The 18,647-nt window shown below is 71.7% G+C and carries 20 protein-coding genes, 1 tRNA gene and 1 pseudogene; 15 read left to right on the top strand and 7 right to left on the bottom strand.

What is annotated here, in order from left to right; translation table 11 throughout:
• A pseudogene (locus tag IF30_RS47270) lies at window positions 1-104 on the top strand (IS481 family transposase); the annotation flags it as partial.
• An 82-nt stretch (window positions 105-186) separates the two neighbouring features.
• Here IF30_RS47270 and IF30_RS0137610 read toward each other — a convergent pair.
• Window positions 187-648: a type II toxin-antitoxin system PemK/MazF family toxin gene (locus tag IF30_RS0137610; protein WP_420791199.1), complete on the bottom strand. Its 462-nt coding sequence runs from the start codon at window positions 646-648 to the stop codon at window positions 187-189.
• A 183-nt stretch (window positions 649-831) separates the two neighbouring features.
• On the opposite strand from IF30_RS0137610, the gene IF30_RS0137605 reads away from it, so the two are divergent.
• A complete protein-coding gene (locus IF30_RS0137605; RefSeq protein WP_030247083.1) occupies window positions 832-1,020 on the top strand; it encodes a MerR family transcriptional regulator in 189 nt (62 codons plus the stop codon).
• A gap of 246 nt (window positions 1,021-1,266) precedes the next feature.
• On the top strand, window positions 1,267-2,013 hold the full coding sequence (locus IF30_RS0137600) for an MBL fold metallo-hydrolase (RefSeq protein WP_030247082.1): 747 nt from the start codon (window positions 1,267-1,269) through the stop codon (window positions 2,011-2,013).
• A 10-nt stretch (window positions 2,014-2,023) separates the two neighbouring features.
• Here IF30_RS0137600 and IF30_RS0137595 read toward each other — a convergent pair whose 3' ends face one another.
• Entirely contained in the window at window positions 2,024-2,938 is a 915-nt protein-coding gene (locus tag IF30_RS0137595; protein WP_030247079.1) for a branched-chain amino acid transaminase, read from the bottom strand.
• A gap of 175 nt (window positions 2,939-3,113) precedes the next feature.
• On the opposite strand from IF30_RS0137595, the gene IF30_RS48340 reads away from it, so the two are divergent.
• Window positions 3,114-4,253, top strand: a complete 1,140-nt coding sequence (locus tag IF30_RS48340) for a helix-turn-helix transcriptional regulator (protein ID WP_030247077.1) — start codon at window positions 3,114-3,116, stop codon at window positions 4,251-4,253.
• Window positions 4,254-4,370: 117 nt separating this feature from the next.
• Here IF30_RS48340 and IF30_RS0137585 read toward each other — a convergent pair whose 3' ends face one another.
• Both IF30_RS0137585 and IF30_RS0137580 read right to left on the bottom strand, forming a co-directional pair.
• Window positions 4,371-5,648 carry a PTS transporter subunit EIIC gene (locus IF30_RS0137585; RefSeq protein WP_030247075.1) on the bottom strand — a complete coding sequence of 426 codons (1,278 nt, stop codon included), beginning with the start codon at window positions 5,646-5,648 and terminating at the stop codon, window positions 4,371-4,373.
• 617 nt (window positions 5,649-6,265) lie between these two features.
• Window positions 6,266-7,555, bottom strand: a complete 1,290-nt coding sequence (locus tag IF30_RS0137580; protein ID WP_030247072.1) for a PTS transporter subunit EIIC — start codon at window positions 7,553-7,555, stop codon at window positions 6,266-6,268.
• A 408-nt stretch (window positions 7,556-7,963) separates the two neighbouring features.
• Between IF30_RS0137580 and IF30_RS0137575 the strand changes: the two genes are divergently transcribed.
• From IF30_RS0137575 to rdgB, 4 genes are all read left to right on the top strand, one after another.
• Window positions 7,964-8,197, top strand: coding sequence for a glucose PTS transporter subunit EIIB (locus IF30_RS0137575; RefSeq protein WP_030247070.1), 234 nt, complete (start codon window positions 7,964-7,966; stop codon window positions 8,195-8,197).
• Between the two features lie 107 nt (window positions 8,198-8,304).
• Entirely contained in the window at window positions 8,305-9,030 is a 726-nt protein-coding gene (rph, locus tag IF30_RS0137570) for a ribonuclease PH (protein WP_030247069.1), read from the top strand.
• Window positions 9,031-9,245: 215 nt separating this feature from the next.
• Entirely contained in the window at window positions 9,246-9,635 is a 390-nt protein-coding gene (locus IF30_RS0137565; protein WP_030247067.1) for a hypothetical protein, read from the top strand.
• A gap of 41 nt (window positions 9,636-9,676) precedes the next feature.
• Window positions 9,677-10,282 carry an RdgB/HAM1 family non-canonical purine NTP pyrophosphatase gene (gene rdgB, locus IF30_RS0137560; RefSeq protein ID WP_030247064.1) on the top strand — a complete coding sequence of 202 codons (606 nt, stop codon included), beginning with the start codon at window positions 9,677-9,679 and terminating at the stop codon, window positions 10,280-10,282.
• Window positions 10,283-10,355: 73 nt separating this feature from the next.
• Here rdgB and IF30_RS0137555 read toward each other — a convergent pair.
• Window positions 10,356-10,442, bottom strand: a tRNA-Leu gene (locus IF30_RS0137555).
• A 545-nt stretch (window positions 10,443-10,987) separates the two neighbouring features.
• Here IF30_RS0137555 and IF30_RS0137550 point away from each other — a divergent pair.
• The 3 genes from IF30_RS0137550 to IF30_RS0137540 are packed head-to-tail and all read left to right on the top strand — an operon-like array spanning window position 10,988 to window position 13,522.
• On the top strand, window positions 10,988-11,314 hold the full coding sequence (locus tag IF30_RS0137550) for a hypothetical protein (protein ID WP_030247063.1): 327 nt from the start codon (window positions 10,988-10,990) through the stop codon (window positions 11,312-11,314).
• 5 nt (window positions 11,315-11,319) lie between these two features.
• Window positions 11,320-12,933, top strand: coding sequence for an alpha/beta hydrolase (locus IF30_RS42600; RefSeq protein ID WP_234322989.1), 1,614 nt, complete (start codon window positions 11,320-11,322; stop codon window positions 12,931-12,933).
• A 43-nt stretch (window positions 12,934-12,976) separates the two neighbouring features.
• A complete protein-coding gene (locus IF30_RS0137540; RefSeq protein WP_030247059.1) occupies window positions 12,977-13,522 on the top strand; it encodes a hypothetical protein in 546 nt (181 codons plus the stop codon).
• 249 nt (window positions 13,523-13,771) lie between these two features.
• Here the strand turns inward: IF30_RS0137540 and bcp are convergent, their stop codons facing one another.
• Entirely contained in the window at window positions 13,772-14,245 is a 474-nt protein-coding gene (gene bcp, locus IF30_RS0137535; RefSeq protein WP_030247058.1) for a thioredoxin-dependent thiol peroxidase, read from the bottom strand.
• Window positions 14,246-14,418: 173 nt separating this feature from the next.
• Between bcp and IF30_RS0137530 the strand changes: the two genes are divergently transcribed.
• Both IF30_RS0137530 and IF30_RS0137525 read left to right on the top strand, forming a co-directional pair.
• Complete coding sequence (locus IF30_RS0137530) at window positions 14,419-14,760, top strand: DUF3618 domain-containing protein (protein ID WP_030247051.1); 342 nt, start codon at window positions 14,419-14,421, stop codon at window positions 14,758-14,760.
• Between the two features lie 181 nt (window positions 14,761-14,941).
• Window positions 14,942-15,244 carry a GroES family chaperonin gene (locus IF30_RS0137525; RefSeq protein ID WP_078892017.1) on the top strand — a complete coding sequence of 101 codons (303 nt, stop codon included), beginning with the start codon at window positions 14,942-14,944 and terminating at the stop codon, window positions 15,242-15,244.
• A gap of 103 nt (window positions 15,245-15,347) precedes the next feature.
• On the opposite strand, the gene IF30_RS0137520 is transcribed toward IF30_RS0137525, so the two are convergent.
• Window positions 15,348-16,067 carry an SDR family oxidoreductase gene (locus IF30_RS0137520; protein ID WP_030247046.1) on the bottom strand — a complete coding sequence of 240 codons (720 nt, stop codon included), beginning with the start codon at window positions 16,065-16,067 and terminating at the stop codon, window positions 15,348-15,350.
• Window positions 16,068-16,256: 189 nt separating this feature from the next.
• On the opposite strand from IF30_RS0137520, the gene IF30_RS0137515 reads away from it, so the two are divergent.
• The gene (locus IF30_RS0137515) at window positions 16,257-17,174 is read left to right on the top strand and encodes a LysR family transcriptional regulator (protein ID WP_030247045.1); all 918 of its coding nucleotides are present in this window, start codon (window positions 16,257-16,259) and stop codon (window positions 17,172-17,174) included.
• A gap of 55 nt (window positions 17,175-17,229) precedes the next feature.
• Window positions 17,230-18,399: a winged helix DNA-binding domain-containing protein gene (locus IF30_RS0137510; protein WP_051712060.1), complete on the top strand. Its 1,170-nt coding sequence runs from the start codon at window positions 17,230-17,232 to the stop codon at window positions 18,397-18,399.
• Window positions 18,400-18,647: the final 248 nt, after the last annotated feature.

The raw sequence follows: 18,647 nt of genomic DNA, 5'->3' as shown, positions 1-18,647 counted from the left end.
ACCCCGACTGGCTCCACACCTACAATCACCACCGCGGACACACCGCACTCGCAGGCAAACCACCCGCCAGCCGCGTTCCCAACCTCATGGGCCAGAACACCTAGCCGGCCGCTGCTCCCGTCGCGACCGGCCCAGCCGGGCCGACGCCCGCTACCGGCCCGGCGCCCGCTACCGGCCCGGCGCCCGCTACCGGTTCAGCACCCGCTGCGCCCGGGCCCAGACCTGACGGTCCACCGTGCCGGCCCGGCGGCGGAAGGCCGACAGCGGCACCTCGCGCAGCTCGTCGGTCTCCAGCCAGCTGGCCCGGCCCTGCCGGTCGCCCACCGAACCCGGCGGCAGCGGCAGCACGCCCGGGCGGTCGGCGTGGTGCTTGCTGGTGATCTTCACGACGGTGGCGGTCCCGCCGTGCACCCGCAGCACCAGGCACGGGCGGTCCTTGGCACCGGGGCCTTCCTCGAACGGCACCTCCGCCCACCAGATCTCCTGCGGCCCGGGGGCCGCCTTGGTGTCCGGGCGAGGCCGCGGGCCGGTCGGCCCGGCCGGACGCGGAGCCGGACGGGTGCGCCGCACCAGCGCCACCGCGGCGGCCACCAGCAGCGCGACGCCGGCCAGCGCCAGGACGACCCAGGTACCAGTCATGCCGTTCATGCGGCGAACCGTACCGGCCCGGCGGTGAACGCCACCACCGTGACGGCTGTGACAGTCGGGCATTTGTCCGCGCGTTGCTCCCGGTTCGTCACGAAACGGCCACGGTGCCCGTTCTGCGCCGATGGCCCGGCCGTACCTGGAGAGGCTGCGTCACGAAACTCCGCCCCGCCCCGGAGGTGCCGTGTGACGAGAAGCATGCTGTGGTCCTACGCCGAGATCGCCCGCCACATCAACGTCCGGCCCGAGACCGTCCGCAGCTACCGCAGGCACGGGCTGCTGCCCGACCCGGACGCCTTCGACGGCAGCGGGCACCCCCGCTGGTACCCCGACACCATCCGCGCCTGGGCCCGCAACCGCCCCGGGCACCGCTGAGCCCTCCCCGGCACCGCTGAGCGCGCCCTGCTCCCGCCCCGCCCCCGTCCCCGGCGTTCTGGTGATTCCAGCCACAGCCCGGCACGGGGACGGGGGCAAAGTGCCGCTCCGCCCTTACCCTCGACACACCAATGCAGTGCTACCGGCCGGTTCCCCGGCCCGGCCTGCCGTTTTCCATGCCGTTTTTCATGTTTTCCATGCCGCTATCCAGCAGCAGCCAGGACGTGTCGGGGCGGAGGGGCTCGGATGAAACTGACCGTGGTGGGGTGCTCGGGGAGCTTCCCGTCCGCCGACTCGCCCTGCTCCAGCTACCTGGTCGAGGCCGACGGCTACCGCGTCGTCCTCGACCTCGGCAACGGAGCGCTCGGCGCCCTGCAGAAGTACACCGGCCTCTACGACGTCGACGCCGTCCTGCTCAGCCACCTCCACGCCGACCACTGCGTCGACCTGTGCGCCTACTGGGTGGCCCGCAACTACCGCGCCGAGGGCTGCCCCGAACTGCTGCCCGTGTACGGGCCGGCCGGCACGCCCGAACGGCTCGCCCGCGCCTACGACATGCCGGAGAACCCGGGGATGAAGGAGGTGTTCGAGTTCCGCACCCTCACCCCCGGCAGCTTCGGACTCGGGCCGTTCCGGATCACCGTCGCCCAGGTCAACCACCCCGTCGACGCCTTCGCCTTCCGCCTCGAACACGGCGGCCGCTCCCTGGCCTACAGCGGCGACACCGGCGAGAGCGCCGAACTCGTCGAACTCGCGCGCGACGCCGACCTCTTCCTCTGCGAGGCCGCGTACATCGACGGCCGCGACACCTACCAGGCCGTCCACCTCAACGGCCGCGAAGCCGGCGAGCACGCCACCGCCGCCGGCGCCCACCGCCTCGTCCTCACCCACATCCCCCCGTGGACCGACGCCGAGCACAACCGCCGCGACGCCGCCGCCGCCTACGCCGGGCCGGTCGAGATCGCCCGGGCCGGCGCGGTCTACGAGATCTGACCGGGCCGTCTCAGGCCACCGGTGTCAGCCAGTGCCGGTAGCGCGGGTCGGCGCCCGTCACCGCCGCCCGGTAGGCCTCGGCCAGGAGCGCGGTGACCGGGCCGGGAGCGGTGGGCAGGGCACGGTCGTCCAGGGAGCGGACCGGGACGATGCCGGCGGCCGTGCCGCAGACGAAGAGCTCGTCCGCCGCGTACAGGTCCGAACGCAGGAGGCTCTCGACGCGGACCTCGATGCGCCGGTCCCGGGCCAGGGTGAGCACGGTGTCCTGGGTGATCCCCTCCAGGGCGCCCGCGCTCGCCGGGGGCGTGCGCAGCACCCCGTCGCGCACGGCGAACACGTTCTCCCCGGTGCACTCGCTCACCGTGCCGTCCGCGCCGAGCAGCAGCGCCTCGTCGTAGCCCGCGTCGTTGGCCTCCCGGCGGGCGAGCACCGAGTTCAGGTACGGGCCGGTGGCCTTCGCGGCGGGCGGCACCGCGTTCGGGTCGTTCCGCCGCCAGCTGCTGGTCTTCAGCGTGATCCCGCCTTCGGGGCAGGGGAGTTGGCCCCGCCACTCCCAGCTCGCGATCGACACGCCGACCGGTGAGTGCCGCATGTCGATGCCCATCGTGCCGTAGCCGAGGAAGGCGAAGTGCCGCAGGTAGCAGTCCCGGTGGCCGTTGGCGCGCACCAGGTCGAGCGTCGCCTTCGTCAAGTCGGCGAGCCCGTAAGGGAGTTCCATTCTGATCATCCGGGCGCTGCGGTCCAGTCGGCGCAGGTGCTCGGGCAGCCGGAACACCGCCGGGCCGTCCGCGGTCGCGAACACCCGGGTGCCCTCCAGCACACCCGTGCCATAGTGCAGGCCGTGCGTGAGGACGTGCACCCGGGCCTCCTGCCAGGGCACCAGGGCGCCGTCCAACCAGATCGTCGAAGCTTCGGGAAGAGCCATGCCGCTCATCCTGTGCGCCGCCGCACCGCAGGTCAGCCCGCCGGAGCCGACCGGAACCGGCCATGACCGGGAGCGGAACCGCCGTACCGGGCGCCGGACTTGGCCCGACCGCGCCGTCGTCTCGCAGAGCGGAAGCCCTCGCCCGGGCCCCGGCCGCCCTCACTAGGCTGCGCCGATGGAGAGGCCAACCGGCACCGACGCCACCCAGCTCTACGCCCGCCTGCTCGCCGAACCAGGCCGCCCGCCCGAAGCCCTCGGCCTCCACTGGGACGGGCCCCGGCTCGGCGCCGCCACCGCCGAACTGCGCGCGCTGGGACTCCTCCAGCCCACGGCCGGACACCGCACCGGCGAGGCAGCCGCCCCCGGCGACCGCGCCGACCGGATCGACCGCGCCGACCGGATCGACTGCCCCGACGGGATCGACCGCGCCGACCGTGCCGTCCCTGCCGAGACCGCGGTCTCGGTCGACACCGCGGTCCGCCAACTCCTCCTCGACACCGACACCCGGGTCACCGCCCTGGTCGCCGAACTGCGCCGCGCCCGCGACGCCGTCGACCGGCTGCACACCGGCTACCTGCCCGCCCAGCAGCACCACCGCGCCGACACCGGCCTCGAACTCGTCCGCGGCGCCGACCGGATCGCCGCCCTACTGGAGGACGCCGCCCGCGGTGCCCGCACCGAGGCCCTCTCCCTGCGCCCCGGCCAGGACCTCTCCGGCCCCGCCCTGGCCGACAAGCTCGCCCGCGAACGCCTCGTCCTCACCCACGGCGCCGCCCTGCGCACCATCTATCCGGCCGCGGCGCTGCGCCGCCCCGCCGTGCTGGCGCACGTGCGGGAGCTGACCGGGGCCGGGGCCCGGATCCGGGCCGCGCACTCGCTGCCGCTCTGGCTGATCGTGGTGGACGCCCGGCTGGCGATCCTGCCCGCGCCCGGTTCGGGCCCGGGCGCTTTCCGGGGCACCGGCCCGGGGGCACCTTCCGGTCGCCAGGCCGGGGGCGGGTGCCCACCCGTCGCCGAGGCGGCGGTGGTGGTCCGTGATCCGGCCGTGGTCGCGCTGGTCGCCGAGCTGTTCGAGTACTTCTGGTCGGCGGCCTGGACTCCTACCGAGCTCGGTCCGGAGGAAGTCGAGATGACCGACCGCCAACTCACCGTGCTGCAGCTGCTGGCGGCCGGCCTGACGGACGTGGCGATCGCCCGCAAGCTGGAAGTGTCGGAGCGTACGGTGCGCCGGCTGGTCGCCGAGCTGATCGCCGGCCTGGGCGCGGAGAGCCGCTTCCAGGCCGGCGTGCACGCGGCTCAGCGGGGGTGGATCTAGCGGGTTCCCGGCCGGGTCCTCACCTCCGACCGGGGACGGGCGCACGCGCAAGGCCCCGCCCGGCCGCTGGGGGAGCAGTGGCGGGGCGGGGCCTCGGGAAGGAGCCGGACGCGGGCGTCAGGCCTTGGTGACGTCCTCGATCTCGTCGTCGTCCTCGCGACCGGGGGTCTTGAGGTCGAACTTGGTGATCGCGAAGCGGAAGAGGAAGTAGTACAGCGCGGCGAAGACCAGGCCGAGCGGGATGATCATCCAGGGGTCGGTGGCCTTGTTCCAGGCCAGCAGGTAGTCGATCAGGCCGCCGGAGAAGGTGAAGCCGTCGTGCACGCCGAGCGCCCAGGTGACGGCCATGGAGACGGCGGTGAGCAGCGCGTGGATGACGTACAGCGCCGGGGCGATGAAGACGAAGGCGAACTCGATCGGCTCGGTGACACCGGTGACGAAGGAGGTCAGGGCGAGCGACACCATCATGCCGGTGATGGCCTTGCGGCGGTGCGGCTTGGCGGCGTGGGCGATGGCCAGTGCGGCGGCGGGCAGCGCGAACATCATGATCGGGTAGAAGCCCGACATGAACTGCCCGGCGGTCGGGTCGCCGGCGAAGAAGCGGGTCAGGTCGCCGTGCACGACGGTGCCGTCGGGCTTGGTGAAGTCGCCGGTCTGGAACCAGGCGAACGAGTTCACGAACTGGTGCATGCCGACCGGCAGCAGACCTCGGTTGATCAGGCCGAACGCCCCCGCGCCGAACGCGCCGGCACCGATCAGGCTGTCGTTCAGGCTCTTGATGGCGTCGCCGATCGGACCCCAGGCCAGGCCGAAGAAGACACCGACGCCGGTGCCGACGAAGGCCATCAGGATCGGCACCAGTCGGCGGCCGTTGAAGAAGCCGAGCCAGTCGACCAGCCGCGTGCGGTGGTACTTCTGCCAGAGCACCGCGGCCAGCAGGCCTATCACGATGCCGCCCAGCACGCCGGGGTTCTGGTAGGTGGCGGCCTCGTCCTTGCCGGGGAGGATCTTGTACTCGGTGATCGGGAACGCGGTGAGGACGTTCTTGTAGACCAGGAAGCCGACCAGCGCGGCGAGGGCCGTGGAGCCGTCCGCCTTCTTGGCGAAGCCGATCGCGATGCCCACCGCGAACAGCAGCGGCAGGGCGTCGAAGACCGAGGTGCCGGCGGTGTTGAACACCGCTGCGACCTTGTCCCAGCCGAGGCCGTCCTTGCCGAACACGTCGTCCTGGCCGAGGCGCATCAGGAGACCGGCGGCGGGGAGCACCGCGATGGGCAGCTGGAGGCTGCGGCCGATCTTCTGGAGACCCTGGAGGAGGTTCTGGCCGAACTTCTTGGCGGGGCTTGGCGCGGCCGGAGCCGTGGCGGGCGCCGGTGCCTGCGCAGACTGACTCATGGGGGTGGGTTCCTAACGGCATGGCGGTCGGGCGGGGGATGGGCACGGAGGCCGAACCGCGAACTGGTCTACACCACGGGTGGTGTAGACCAGTTTGTAGCACGGGTGGAGAGGGCGGGGAACCCCGGAAAGCGCCGTCGCCCGGAAGCGCTATGAAATCGAAACCTACTTGCGGAACGACGATCATGATTACGGGTGCGATCGGGATTTTGGCTATTTGCGCAACAAAAAGCGCGGGGCCTCCGCCGCGCCCGTGCGGCGGCCCGTCGGGACGGAGACCGGAGCCGCCCCCAGGGGTGGCCGCCGGGCGATCGCCCCGCTCCGCGGCACGTCCGACGGCTGCTGAGAGTGATCGCGACGTCGCTGGGCAGGCCGGATGCGGTGTCCCGCGCGCGGCCGCCCCTGCCGGCACCCCGCCGACGCGGCCGGATCGCGGCCGAACTGCCTTCCGGGTGGCCGCCGGGAAGGGGAATGGGTCCGTTCCCGAAATGCCGAAGGCCCTCGGGGCGAGGACCCGAGGGCCTTTGTGGTGGACGGCCTTTGTGGTGGACGGCCGTTATGGTGGACGGCCTTTGCGGTGGTGGCCTTTGGCGGTGGACGGCCGGGGATTTCGGGAATCAGGCCTTGGTGACGTCCTCGACTTCCGTCTCGTCTTCCCGCCCCGGTGTTTTCAGGTCGAATTTGACGATGATGAACCGGAAGAGCGCGTAGTACACCAGGGCGAAGCAGAGGCCGATGACGATGATCAGCCACGGTTTGGTGGCCAGTCCCCAGTTGATCACGTAGTCGATCAGGCCTGCCGAGAAGCTGAACCCGTCGTGCACCCCGAGCCCCCACGTCACCGCCATCGAGGCGCCGGTCAGCAGGGCGTGCACGGCGTACAGGGCCGGGGCGATGTAGGCGAAGGAGTACTCGATCGGCTCGGTGACGCCGGTGACGAAGGAGGTGAGGCCGACCGAGAGCATCAGGCCGTAGATCTCCTTGCGCCGGTGCGGCTTCGCGGAGTGCGCGATCGCGAGTGCGGCGGCGGGCAGTGCGAACATCATGATCGGGAAGAAGCCGGACTGGAACTGGCCGGCCGTCGGGTCGCCCGCCAGGAAACGCGGGATGTCGCCGTGCACGATCGTGCCGTCGGCCTTCGTGAACTCGCCGAACTGGAACCAGACGAAGGTGTTCAGCAACTGGTGCATGCCGATCAGCAGCAGTGCCCGGTTGGCCAGGCCGAAGATGCCGGCGCCCCCCGCGCCGAGATCGGCCAGGTCCTGCGAGAAGTCGTTGAGGCCGCGGCCGATCGGCGGCCAGACCCAGAGCGCGAGAACGGCCGTCAGCATGCCGACCAGGGCGGTGATCATCGGCACCAGGCGGCGGCCGTTGAAGAAGCCCAGCCAGTCGACCAGCCTGGTGCGGTGGAACCGCACCCACAGCCAGGCCGACATGAGGCCGATCAGGATGCCGCCCAGCACCCCCGGGTTCTGGTACGTCGCCTTGGCCGCCTTCGCCGAGGAGTAGTCCACGCACTGGTCGCTGACCAGGACCGTCGGCGGCTTGCAGCTCTCCGGAAATGCGTGCAGGACCTGGTAGAAGACGAGGAAGCCGACCACGGCCGCCAGGGCCGTCGAGCCGTCCGCCTTCTTGGCCATGCCGATCGCCACGCCGATGCAGAACAGCATCGGCAGGCCGAGCGAGGAGTCGAGGAGCGCTCCGCCGGCCGCGGCGAAGACCTTGGCGACGTTGTTCCAGCCGAGGCCGTCCTTGCCGAACACGTCCGGTTGGCCGAGCCGGTTGAGGATGCCCGCCGCCGGGAGCACGGCCACCGGCAGCTGCAGCGAGCGGCCCATCTTCTGGAGGCCGCCGTAGAAGGTGTGCCACCACACGGTCCGCGGAGCCGTGGCGCCTGCCGAACTCATCCTTCGCCCTCCGGGAGCAGTTGCCGGCCGGTGGCCCCTTGCGGAACCCTCGGGCGGGGCCAGGAACACCGGGGGCCCGTCCCGCGTTTCCTCGGAGTACACATATATTGGTGTAGACCACCTTGGGACGCAGGCCGCACTCCGGGACGCCGGCCCCGCTGATCGTCATCTTCGGGCGGCGATCGGGAGGCTGCCCGCCGGAATGGGCCAAAAGTGGCTTGACGTGACAGACCGGACTGGCACAGGTGATGCTGGTCGCGCTGCCCGGCAGCACGGCCGCAGCTGAACCCGCATCAGCCACCGGCACCGACCTCGCCGCACCCCGGCCGAGGAACACACCCCCACGAGCACGACGCACGACGGCACCCGGCAGAGCGGCTGGCGGGCCGAGACAGAGGGAGAAGACAGATGGCCAGCAAGGCTGAGAAGATCGTCGCCGGACTGGGCGGCATCGACAACATCGAAGAGGTCGAAGGCTGCATCACCCGCCTGCGCACCGAGGTCAAGGACGCCTCCCTGGTCGACGAGACCGCCCTCAAGGCCGCCGGCGCCCACGGCGTCGTCAAGATGGGCACCGCGATCCAGGTCGTCATCGGCACCGACGCCGACCCGATCGCCGCCGACATCGAAGACATGATGTGAGCTGAACCACCCGCGCTCACCCGCCCGGCCCGCCGACCCCCACGAGGACGGCGGGCCGCGGCGCACCCGGACGGCCCCGCCGACCCGAACCACTACGCTCAATGCCTATGTCACGCATCGACGGCCGCACCCCCGACCAGCTCCGCCCGATCACCATCGAACGAGGCTGGAGCAAGCACGCCGAAGGCTCCGTCCTCATCTCCTACGGCGACACCAAGGTGCTGTGCACCGCCAGCGTCACCGAAGGCGTCCCCCGCTGGCGCAAGGGCACCGGCGAAGGCTGGGTCACCGCCGAGTACTCCATGCTGCCGCGCGCCACCAACACCCGCGGCGACCGAGAAGCCGTCAAGGGCCGCATCGGCGGCCGCACCCACGAGATCAGCCGGCTCATCGGCCGCTCGCTGCGCGCCGCCGTGGACCACCGCGCCCTCGCCGAGAACACCATCGTCCTCGACTGCGACGTCCTCCAGGCCGACGGCGGCACCCGCACCGCCGCCATCACCGGCGCCTACGTCGCCCTCGTCGACGCCGTCGCCTGGGCCCGCGACAAGAAGATCCTGCGCGCCAAGGGCCAGCCCATCACCGGCGGCGTCAGCGCCGTCAGCGTCGGCATCATCGACGGCGTCCCGATGCTCGACCTCCAGTACGAGGAGGACGTGCGCGCCGAGACCGACATGAACATCGTCTGCACCGCCGACGGCCGCTTCGTCGAGGTCCAGGGCACCGCCGAGGGCGCGCCGTTCGACCGCGAGCTCCTCGACCGGCTGCTCGACCTCGGCACCCTCGGCTGCGCGGAACTCGACGAGATCCAGCGCAAGGCCCTCGAAGGCTGAACCCCACCGGGGCGAGGCCCTCGAAGGCCGAAAGCACCAGGCCGCCGCTCCGTGAGCTCCGTGAGCTCCGTGAACGCCGGGCGCACGCGCGTACGGCCTGCTGTACAGGCCGGGCCCGGAGACCGTACGGTTCCCGCAGCACCCCCGCTGCGGGAACCGCGCACCCGTCGGCGCGCGTCCCACACCACGGAACCCGCGCCCCCCAGGAGGACCGGATGCCGTCGAGCATCGCCCGCCCCGCCGCCCTCGCCGTGGCCGGACTGATCGCGATCCTCCCGCTCAGCATGGTGAGCTGCTCCGCCGCACAGAAGGCGATCGACTGCGGCAACACCGCCGTGAAGATCACCGGCGACATCGCCGACGTCACCAAGGCCTACGACAACGCCAGCAACGACTCGGCCGGCGCCGGGAAGGCCCTGCAGAAGCTCAAGACCGACCTCGACCAGGTCGGGAAGAACTCCAAGAACACCGACGTCGCCAAGGCCGTCACCGATCTGCAGAAGCAGGTCGACAACGTGCAGCGGGCCGCCGACAAGAACCAGGTCCCCGACCTCAAACCGCTCGGCGACGCGGCCGGCAACCTCACCTCGGTGTGCACCGGCTGACGGCCCGACGCCACCCGGCGGCGCTCGATAGGGTGGGCGATATGTCCACCCGCCTGATCCTCGCCACCCGCAACCGGCACAAGGTCGCCGAGCTGCGCGCCATCCTCACCGACGCCGGACTGGACGTCGAACTCGTCGGCGCCGACGCCTACCCCCAGATCCCGGACGTCCCCGAGACCGGCGTCACCTTCGCCGAGAACGCCCTGCTCAAGGCCCACGCCCTGGCCGACGCCACCGGCCTGCCCGCCGTCGCCGACGACTCCGGCCTCTGCGTGGACGTGCTGAACGGCGCGCCCGGCATCTTCTCCGCCCGCTGGGCCGGCAAGCACGGCGACGACCGCGCCAACCTCGACCTCTTGCTCGCCCAGCTCTCCGACATCGCCGAGCCGCACCGCGGAGCCCACTTCTTCTGCGCCGCCGCCCTCGCCCTGCCCGACGGCACCGAGCGCGTCGTCGAGGGCCGCCTCCTCGGCACCCTGCGCACCGCCCCGGCCGGCGACGGCGGCTTCGGCTACGACCCGATCCTCCAGCCGCTGGGCGAGACGCGCACCTGCGCGGAGCTGACGGCCGACGAGAAGAACGCCATCAGCCATCGCGGCCAGGCCTTCCGCGCGCTGGCGCCGGTGGTGAAGGAGCTGGTCGGCTGACAGGCAGTCGAAACACCGAAGGCCCACCCGGAGAAACCCTCCAAGGTGGGCCTTCGATCTGAAGGTACAAGACTGGTGCGGCCTGAGGGATTCGAACCCTCACGGGGTTTCCCCCACCGGATCCTAAGTCCGGCGCGTCTGCCAGCTCCGCCAAGGCCGCCTGGCCTCTAGTCTAGGGGTTCGCTTCCGCTGGGAACACCGCGATTCCGTGAGCTGCCCTGCGCTTCTTCTTCCGCCTCGTCCCGCCGCGGTACACGTCAGTGACGGAACGGCAGTTCGGCCACGGCGGCCGGAGGCCGTCCGACTGGATGCCCCACCACGGGAACCGCTCGCCGGGCGCGGGACTGTCAGGTGAAGTGCGAGGCGTCGACTTCGTCCGCAGGCGCGGATTCACTCGCCAAGCGCTGCGCCGCGCCGATCAGGACCGTGCCCCGGTTGGGGCCACCCGGCCCGGTCGTCCACCGCGTCACCTGCGGCCGGGCCACTGGCGTGCCCCTGCTGCCGGAAGAACTCCGGCTAGGCGCCGAGACCATCGGCCTGACCTGCAGCATCGAGGCCGTCAAGCCCGCGCGTACCGCCCGAGTGGCCAAGACGGCCCGCCGACTGTCCGTGCGATCTGAGTATCTGAACGGATACGGAGCGCGCAGAGCTCAGTTAACGTTCCGTGGAACGCATGTACGCGTGTCAAACACCTGGGGGGAACCAGTGAGCGACAACGCCACCGGCAAGGTCATCGTCAAACCAGCCGATCTGCGGGCGTCCGCAGGTATCGCGAAGAGCCTGGGCGAGGAGTTCGGCACCCCCGTTCAGAACGCGCTGAACACCAGCAGCACCGTCGCCGGCCAGCTGACCGGCTGGTCGATCGCGGGCGGGCTCGGCCAGCTGGGCACCGGCTGGTCCCAGCCGCTCGGTGTCCTGCAACAGCGCCTCGCGAGCACCGCAACCAACCTGAACGCCAACGCCGCCGCCCACGAGCACAACGACTCCGCCGTCGCCGGTGCATGGGCCACACCGCAGAAGGCGCCCAAGTGACCGGCATGTACGAGCTTCTCGTGAGGTTCGACCCGCACGGTCTGCACGATGCGGCAAAGGCCTGGACGGCCCTGGGCCACGCAGCGGAGAGCATCGGTCAGCGGCACCGCAGCCAGGTCAACGGTCCGCTGTGCGGCAACTGGGAGGGCGACGATGCCAAGGCGGCGCTTGAGTACATGGCGAAGACGGAACAACAGCTGAACGTCGTCAAGATGGAGTCGGACACCGCGGCCCTGGTTCTGAACACCGTCGCCGACCGGATGCACCAGGCGCAGACCAACCTCACCAATGCCGTGAAACGCGCCGTGGACGCGGGCCTGACGGTGGCGTCCGATGGCGTCGTCAGCCTCCCGCCCGCAGACAGGGGGGAGGCGAACGACCCCGAGGCGCAGAAGGCACGTCAACAGCTCGGTTCGGAGATGAAGGGCTTCCAGGACTGGATCAACAACGCCCTGAAGGACGCTCAGGCGGCGAGCGATCAGGGCAACACGGCCTTGGGGCGACTCAGTTCGAACGTTCTCGATCCGACCGAGGCGAACCTCGCCGGAGCCACGAACGCGGCCGCCGCCGCGATGAAGGACCTGGGCCTGGTCGATCCCTACATCCCGGACGGCAAGGACCCGGAGAAGTCCGCGGCGTGGTGGAAGGGCCTCACCACGGAGCAGCAGGAGGCCTACCTGGCCCTGCACCCCAAGGAGATCGGCAAACTCGACGGGCTGCCCGCGTCCGTCCGTGACGAGGCCAACCGTCTCGTACTCGACGAGAAGCTGGACGCCTACCGGACGGGGAAGCCCGGCGACTTCGGAATCAACGAGGATGAGTACAAGTCGCGAATAGCCGCGATGGAGGAAATCCGAAGGAAGTTGACGGCGTCCGACGGGAATCCCGAGCAGCACCGGATGTTCCTGCTCGGCATCGATCCGGACGTACACAACGGCCGAGCCATCGTCTCCACCGGCAACCCCGACACCTCCCAGCACACAGCCGTCTTCGTACCGGGCACCGGAACGGTCCTCTCCGGAGTGCCGGGCCAGATGGACCACATCCGGCGCCTCCAGAAGGCCGCCGAGGACAAGGCCGACGACGAGACTGTCGCCGTCGTCTCGTGGCTGGGCTACGAGACACCTGAGTGGGGCGACGCCAGCGTGGCCTTCACCGATCGCGGAGACGCCGGAGCGCCGGATCTGCGCAACTTCACGAAGGGCCTACGGGTAGCCGAGGGCGGCAACGGCGTCTGCTCGCACCTGACCGTCATGGCCCACAGTTACGGCACCTATGTCGTGGGCGCGGCCGCGCGGGACGGCGGGGTGAACGCCGATGACATCCTTGCGCTTGGCAGCCCTGGCATGGGAGTGGACAAGGCATCCGAGCTCAACATCGACCCGAAGCACGTCTGGGTCGGTACGGCCAGGGACGACTTCATCCGGGAGGTCGCCGGCGACCTATCCGGCCCGGCTCCCCAGAACATGTACTTCGGCGCGCAGAACATCCGGATCGACACCAGTGGACATGGCGGCTACTGGGACGCCGGTCCTGGAGGCACAAGTGAAAGCCTCCAGAACCAGGGGCGAATCATCGCAGGCCGACCGCCGACGGTCCTCCCCCGGATTCCGCACTGAACCTGTCACCAGTCCATCGAGCCGCACCATCCTCAGGAGCGTCATGACCGCGATCATCACCCGGATTTCCAGGCGTCTTGCCGGTACCGCGCTCCTGGTCGTGATGCTCGGTGCGTGCTCATCCACCGCTCCGACCGATGGGAATGACACACCCCCCGTGAAATCCAAGGCTGACGCCCAGGCCTGGGCTCAACAGATCACCGAGCACATGGCGCGGACCGCCGGGATCGAGATCGATCCTGCGACCGTCGACGCGCTCTTCACCCCATGTACTGGCCGGAACGGTGAAACCGCCTCCGATGACCGGTACATCCTGATGTACAGCGTAAAGAGCTCGGTGCCGCGCGCACAGCATCCCGAAGTGGTCAGAAAGGTCCGTGACATGTTGGTCGGCGAGGGCCTGACCGTGAACGGCTACCGCGAGTCCGTGGACGGCAAGCCGGATGCACTCGTCGACGCCTACCACCCCAGCAGCCGGTACTCCGCGACGGCGGAGACCTCGGGCCGGGGGGACCGCATGTACCTCGGCATCACCACCCCTTGCCTGCTGCCTCCGCCCGCGTCGGTCTCGCCGACTGGTACCTCCTGACCGGCAGGCACACTGGTCGGCCCCCGCGTCCGGGCAGGCGCGGGGGCCGTCGCAACTCGCCTTCGCTTACTCAAGCGACGGCGCCCTCGCGTCGCCGGGCGGTCCCGGGCGCCCCGAGATCGAACGGTATGACGACGGCCCCGCGGACTCCCCCGATCCTCGGCAGGTCCGCAGAGCCGCCACCGCGTCTCCCACCTCAGGGAGGCACGGCCGCCACCGCTTCGGTCCGGGCGGTTCCGGTCGGCGGGCTCAGGCGTCGATCTTGAGGTCGCGCAGCAGCTTGGCGACGTGGCCGGTGGCCTTGACGTTGTACAGCGCGTGCTCGACCTTGCCGTGCTCGTCGACGATCACCGTGGAGCGGATCACACCGACGTAGGTGCGGCCGTAGTTCTGCTTCTCGCCGTAGGCGCCGTACGCCTCCAGGACCTTGTTGTCCGGGTCGGAGAGCAGGGTGACCTTGAGGTTCTCGGTCTCGCGGAACTTGCCGAGCTTCTCCGGCTGGTCGGGGGAGATGCCGATGACGTCGTACCCGGCGCCCGCGAAGACCTCCAGGTTGTCGGTGAAGTCGCAGGCCTGCTTGGTGCATCCCGGCGTGAGCGCCTTGGGGTAGAAGTAGACGATGACCTTGCGGCCCGCGTGGTCGGCGAGGGAGACCTGGTTGCCGTCGGCGTCGGACAGGCTGAAGGCGGGTGCGGTGTCGCCGGGCTGGAGACGCTCAGTCATGGGTGGACTCTCCTGGTGCGTGCTGCTGTGAAGGGCGGTCGTACCACGGCAAACTTACCTCTGATGGTGGGTGGGGCCGCGCGGCCCTGCACGGCAGCTGACACACTGGGTCAGTCGCACGGATGGCAACGGATCGCACAGATCGACATCGGCAAGTGAATGGGGTGGCCCGAGTGGGCGAGGCGAGCACGCAGGACAAGTCGGCGCGGACGACCGCCCAGATCGAGGCGGACATCGCGAGTGCGCGCGACCGGCTGGCGTCGACCCTGGACGAGCTGGCCGTCCGCGTTCACCCGAGCACGATCTCCGCCCAGGTCAAGGCCAGGGCGGCGGCCGCCGTCGAGGAGAAGGCCGGCCGGGCGTACGTGGCCGCCAGCGGCATGGTGGACAAGGTCAAGGCGCAGTTCGTGGACGAGAAGGGCCGGCCGCGGCAGGAGCGGATCGTTCCGGCCGCGCTGGTCGGGGTGGGCCTGGTGCTGCTGGTCGCGTCGTCCCGCAAGCGCCGCAAGGACTGACCCGTACGGCGGGTGGGGCCGGGCGCGGTGTGCGCCCGGCCTTCCGCATGCCGGGCCAGCGTCACGTTCCGCGCCCGGGGACGGTACCTTCGGGACCGTGAGTACGAACGACGAGACCCACTCCGAGCACCCGCACGACTCCGCCCGGCACGATCGGCTGGGCGAGAAGCTGCCGATCCGGATGCTGCACGACCGGGTGCTGGTGCGCATCGAGGGCGCCGAGGGCGAGCGCCGCTCGACGGGCGGCATCCTGATTCCGGCGACCGCGGAGCTGAGCAAGCGGTGCACGTGGGCGGAGGCCGTGGCCGTCGGCCAGAGCGTGCGCTCGGTGGAGCCGGGTGACCGGGTGCTGTACGACCCGGAGGACAAGCTGGAGGTCGAGGTCCGCGGCGCCACGTACGTGCTGTTGCGCGAGCGGGACCTGCATGCGGTGGCCGCGACGCGGTTCGGTGACACGGAGGGGCCGACCGGACTGTACCTGTGACCGGTCCCGTGCCGGCGGGCGCGGCGGCCCGGGCGGGCGGGGCCTGGGCGAGCGGGCGCCGGGCGAGCGGGACGTGGGTGAGCGGGCCCCGGGCGAGCGGGGCTTATGCGAGCAGGGTGCCGCCGTCCACGGTGACGATGGTGCCGGTGGCGTAGCGCTGTTCCATCAGGTAGGCGTAGGCCTCGGCGGCGTCCTCGGGGTCGCCGATCCGGCCGAGGGGGAGGCCGGCGGCGGCCTGTGCGTAGAGCTGTTCGCGGTCGGTGTCCGGCAGGCCGGACCAGAGCGGGGTGCGGAGCATGCCGGCCCGGACGGCGTTGACCCGGATCGGGGCGAGTTCCACCGCCAGGGCCCGGACCAGGGCCTCGATCGCTCCGCAGATGCTCGCGGCGACGCTCCAGCCCGGTCCGGGTCGCAGGCCGGCGGTGCCGGAGGTGAGGGTGACGGAACCGCCGGGGCGCAGCCGGGGCGCGGCGGCGCGGACGGCGTCGAGGGCGCCGAAGTAGCGCAGGGTGAAGAACCGGCGGGCGGCGTCGAGGTCCAGGTCGTCCAGCGGCATGAGGGCGAGCGGTTCGCCGGCGGTGAAGACCAGGTGGTCGATGGTGCCGACGCGGTCGAAGAGGGCGGCGACCTGGTTGCTGTCGGTGAGGTCGGCGACTTCGGCGGTGGTCCCGGCGGGCAGGGTGGTGAGGGCGCGTTCGGCGCTGTCGGCGCGGCTGGAGGCGACGACGACTCGGGCGCCGCGTCGGGCGGCGAGGTCGGCGGTGGCGAGGCCGATGCCGGAGGTGCCGCCGAGGACGAGGACGCGCTGGTCGGTGAGGGGCATGGTGGTGCCTTTCGGGCTCGGGGTGTGGTCCGGGGGAGTTGCCCCGAAGGTGCCTGGGCGGTTCTGCGAGGGTGCTTCGAGGGTGCTTCGATCCTGTGTCGTGAGGGTCGGTGTCGTCCAAGACCTGTTCCGTCCGCTGTCATACCCTCGGGGTATCAGCAGAGGTGGGAGCCGGAGGGCGGGCGCGTGATGGACGTCGATCTGCGGAAGTTGCGGTACTTCGTGGCGGTGGCGCGGCAGCTGCATTTCGGGCGGGCGGCGGCCGAACTGCACATCGCGCAGCCGGTGCTGTCCCGGCAGATCCGGGCGTTGGAGGCGGAGTTCGGTGCGCAGTTGTTCCGGCGGGACCGGCGGTCCACCGAACTGACGTGCGCCGGGCGCCAGTTGATGGAGGACGCGCCGCAGCTGCTGGCGGCGGCGGAGGCGTTGCGGCGCCGGGTGGGGCGGTCGGCGGACGACCGGGCCCGGTTCGTGGTCGGTTTCATGCCGGGGATCACGGTGACGGCTGTGGCGCGGGCGATGTGCGGGCGTCACCAGGGGCTGGCGGTGGAGGTGGTCCGGACGTCCTGGCGGGACCAGGCCCAGGTGGTGCTGGACGGCCGGGTGGACGTGTCCTTCGTGCGGCTGCCGGTCGATCAGCGGGGGCTGGCGCTGCGCCCGCTGTTCGCCGAGCCGAGGGTGGTGGCGTTGCCCGCCGGGCACCGCCTGGCGGGTGAACCGTCCGTGACGATGGCCGAGTTGGGCGGGGAGCGGCTGCTGCAGGACCCGGACGCGGTGCCCGAGTGGCGGGACCTGCCGGTGCCCGCGGGGCGGCGGCCGGAGCGGGCGAGGCCGAGTGCGGACACCGTCGAGGAGAAGCTGGAGTACGTGGCGGCGCACGAGGGCATCGTGGTGCTGCCGCTGTCGGTGGCCGCCTTCTACACCCGTTCGGACGTGGTGCACGTCCCGATCTCCGACATCGCGCCCAACCGGGTCTGTCTGGCCTGGGCGGCCGGACGGACCTCGCCGCTGCTCGCGGAGTTCGCGGAGCTCGCGGCCGAACTGGCCGCCGGGGGAGCGGGCGGCGGGCCGGAACTGTCGGTGGCGAGCGCTATGGTCCGGGCATGACCAGGGGCGCCGCGAGGGGCGTCACGAGGACACGGCGAGCGGTGTGACGAGGGGTGTGCCGGTGATCGGTGACGGGGAGCGGCGGGCCAGGCTGGGGCGGCGGCAGCTGCTGGCGCCGTCGGCGCGGGCGGCGCGGGTGGAGGACGTGGCGGACGCGGTGGTCGGGCTGCACGCGACGGACGCGGCCACGGTGTACCTGTCGGCGTGCGCGCGGTTGGCGCGGCCCTCGGCGGCGGAGGTGGACCGGGCGCTGTACGAGGACGTGTCGCTGGTGAAGCTGCTGTCGATGCGGCGGACGATCTTCGCGGTGACGGAGGGCTTCGCCCCGTACGTGAGTGCGGCGGCGGCGCGGGCGATCGCCGCCAAGGAGCGGGCGACGCTGCTCAAGCACCTGCGGGACCACGCCGAAGGCTGGAACGAGGCGCGGCTGGCCGTGGCCGAACGCGAGGTGCTGGCCGCGCTGGCGCTGCGCGGCGAGGCGACGACCGCCGAACTCGCCGCAGACGTACCGCAGTTGCGCGATACGATGCTGATGTCGGCGGGCAAGCCGTACGAGGCGCGGCAGAGCGTGGGCAGTCGGCTGCTACGGCTGCTGGCCTCGGACGGGCACGTGCGCCGCTGCCGTCCGCGCGGCTCGTGGCTGAGCAGCAGCTACCCGTGGGCGCTGGTGCCGCAGTGGCCGGACGTGCCGGTGCGGGAGGCCAAGGCGGAGGTGGTGCGGCGCTGGCTGGCGGCGTACGGGCCGGCCACGGTCGAGGACGTGAAGTGGTGGACGGGCTGGACACTGGGGGACGTCCGCAAGGCGCTGGCGGACGTCGACGCGCAGGGGGTGGAGCTGGCGGGCGGTGCGGCCGGGCTGGTGCTGCCGGGGGACGACGAGCCGGTGGCGGAGCCCGAGCCGTGGGCGGCGCTGCTGCCCGCGCTGGATCCGGCGGTGATGGGCTGGCGGGGGCGGGACTGGTACCTGCGCCCGGAGGACGTGCCGGCGCTGTTCGACCGCGCGGGCAACGCCGGGCCGACGGTGTGGTGGTGCGGCGAGGTGGTGGGCGGCTGGGCGCAGCGGGCCGACGGTGAGGTGGTGTGGCGGCTGTTCCGGGACGTCGGGGCGGCGGCGGGGGAGGCCGTCGCGGCGGAGGCGGCGCGGCTGGCGGACTGGCTGGGGGAGGTGCGGGTGACGCCGCGGTTCCGGACGCCGCTGGAGCGGGAGTTGGTGGCCGGGCGGTAGGTCCCGGCGCGGGCCGCGCCTGCGGTGCGGGCGGTGGTTCCCGGCGGAGGCTTGCTGTTCCTGCCGTGCGGGCGGTAGATACCGGCGCGGGCCTTCCTGCTCCTGCTGTGCGGCGGTGGTTCCGGCGCGGGCCGCGCCCGCGGTGCGGCCGGGGTCTACGGGGTGGGCGTCGCCGCCGGGCGGGTGGCGGGCCCCCCGGTGGGGGTGGCGACGGGTGGGTCGGTGGGCTTGGGGGGCCGGGTCTGGGT

The organism is Streptomyces sp. NRRL S-350 (assembly GCF_000719705.1).
In the GTDB taxonomy this organism is placed as follows: domain Bacteria; phylum Actinomycetota; class Actinomycetes; order Streptomycetales; family Streptomycetaceae; genus Kitasatospora.
This window is presented reverse-complemented; position numbering and strand designations above follow the sequence as displayed.

Excerpts from the sequence above, each read along its gene's own strand:
- IF30_RS0137610 (WP_420791199.1), bottom strand. The coding sequence starts at position 648 with ATGAACGGCATGACTGGTACCTGGGTCGTCCTGGCGCTGGCCGGCGTC.
- IF30_RS0137600 (WP_030247082.1), top strand. The coding sequence starts at position 1,267 with ATGAAACTGACCGTGGTGGGGTGCTCGGGGAGCTTCCCGTCCGCCGAC.
- IF30_RS0137595 (WP_030247079.1), bottom strand. The coding sequence starts at position 2,938 with ATGGCTCTTCCCGAAGCTTCGACGATCTGGTTGGACGGCGCCCTGGTG.
- IF30_RS48340 (WP_030247077.1), top strand. The coding sequence starts at position 3,114 with ATGGAGAGGCCAACCGGCACCGACGCCACCCAGCTCTACGCCCGCCTG.
- IF30_RS0137585 (WP_030247075.1), bottom strand. The coding sequence starts at position 5,648 with ATGAGTCAGTCTGCGCAGGCACCGGCGCCCGCCACGGCTCCGGCCGCG.
- IF30_RS0137580 (WP_030247072.1), bottom strand. The coding sequence starts at position 7,555 with ATGAGTTCGGCAGGCGCCACGGCTCCGCGGACCGTGTGGTGGCACACC.
- IF30_RS0137575 (WP_030247070.1), top strand. The coding sequence starts at position 7,964 with ATGGCCAGCAAGGCTGAGAAGATCGTCGCCGGACTGGGCGGCATCGAC.
- rph (WP_030247069.1), top strand. The coding sequence starts at position 8,305 with ATGTCACGCATCGACGGCCGCACCCCCGACCAGCTCCGCCCGATCACC.
- IF30_RS0137565 (WP_030247067.1), top strand. The coding sequence starts at position 9,246 with ATGCCGTCGAGCATCGCCCGCCCCGCCGCCCTCGCCGTGGCCGGACTG.
- rdgB (WP_030247064.1), top strand. The coding sequence starts at position 9,677 with ATGTCCACCCGCCTGATCCTCGCCACCCGCAACCGGCACAAGGTCGCC.
- IF30_RS42600 (WP_234322989.1), top strand. The coding sequence starts at position 11,320 with ATGTACGAGCTTCTCGTGAGGTTCGACCCGCACGGTCTGCACGATGCG.
- IF30_RS0137540 (WP_030247059.1), top strand. The coding sequence starts at position 12,977 with ATGACCGCGATCATCACCCGGATTTCCAGGCGTCTTGCCGGTACCGCG.
- bcp (WP_030247058.1), bottom strand. The coding sequence starts at position 14,245 with ATGACTGAGCGTCTCCAGCCCGGCGACACCGCACCCGCCTTCAGCCTG.
- IF30_RS0137525 (WP_078892017.1), top strand. The coding sequence starts at position 14,942 with ATGCTGCACGACCGGGTGCTGGTGCGCATCGAGGGCGCCGAGGGCGAG.
- IF30_RS0137520 (WP_030247046.1), bottom strand. The coding sequence starts at position 16,067 with ATGCCCCTCACCGACCAGCGCGTCCTCGTCCTCGGCGGCACCTCCGGC.
- IF30_RS0137515 (WP_030247045.1), top strand. The coding sequence starts at position 16,257 with ATGGACGTCGATCTGCGGAAGTTGCGGTACTTCGTGGCGGTGGCGCGG.